The organism is Oleiphilus sp. HI0125 (assembly GCF_001635355.1).
In genome coordinates, this window is the sequence record NZ_LWGF01001165.1 from 1 (window position 1) to 923 (window position 923).

The 923-nt window shown below is 45.1% G+C and carries 2 protein-coding genes; both read left to right on the forward strand.

Going from position 1 to position 923, the window contains the following annotated elements:
- Positions 1-538: alpha/beta fold hydrolase (locus A3762_RS27855; protein ID WP_197469438.1), on the forward strand; the 538-nt coding region annotated here is incomplete at its 5' end.
- Between the two features lie 49 nt (positions 539-587).
- The coding region (locus tag A3762_RS20130) for a hypothetical protein (protein ID WP_156493620.1) at positions 588-923 on the forward strand (336 nt) is incomplete at its 3' end.

A 923-nucleotide genomic window follows, 5' to 3' on the forward strand; every position in this document is an offset into this window, starting at 1 on the left:
GCAGGAACTTTTGGCTCGCAATCAAGAGAATCCAGATGCCAAGAAATTGTCTTGTGTATTCTTGAATGGCGGATTATTTCCAGAAGTACATCGCCCTTTATTAACGCAAAAATTGCTGCGTAGTCCGTTTGGGAAGTTTTTCGCTCGTATGGCGAGCCTTAGAAGTTTTGTCAGTAGCTTTAACACGATCTGCGCGGTGAAATTGCCTAGAGATTTATTGCAAGAACATTTCAACTTGTTAGCGCGTGAGAACGGTCGCCATTGCATGGTTAAGCTAGTGGGGTATATGGATGAGCGTGCGCTTCACCGAGAGCGCTGGGTTGGCAGTGTAGTCAATAGTGCAATTCCACTACGCTTTATCAATGGCGTTGAGGATCCTATTTCTGGCCTGCATATGGCGGCACGTTTTGAGGAACTTGTGCCAAATCCAGATGTGATCAAATTGAGTGGTATCGGGCATTACCCTCAGAACGAAGCGCCAGAGGATGTGCTGCGTGCAGCAATTTCGTTTTGGCAGAGTAATAATGTCATTGAATGACGGATCGAACACTGGTGTAATCGACGCTCAAATTTGAAAGGAGTGATATGTGTTTAAAACGCTACTAAGTTTTCGTGCCGGATTACTGATTGTGATTGCTTCTCTACTAAGCGCATGTGTTACGACTTATCAAGCTGCTGATGGTGGTCCTGCAGGTTTTAGAGATCTGCAAATCGATAAAATGAGCTATTACGTTGAATACACCGAGGCTGCGAGCGTTTCATGGGAGCAGATAGAACAATTTGCATTGAAGCGCTGTGCTGAAATTGCGAAAGAGCGTGGCTACTTGGTGTTTGATGCTGAGTTGTTGGACCGCAAGTCTGTGTTTCTCGAAAGTAGTGTTGATGAAATTCAAATCCACTCGATGGGTAATCTAGCCAACGAG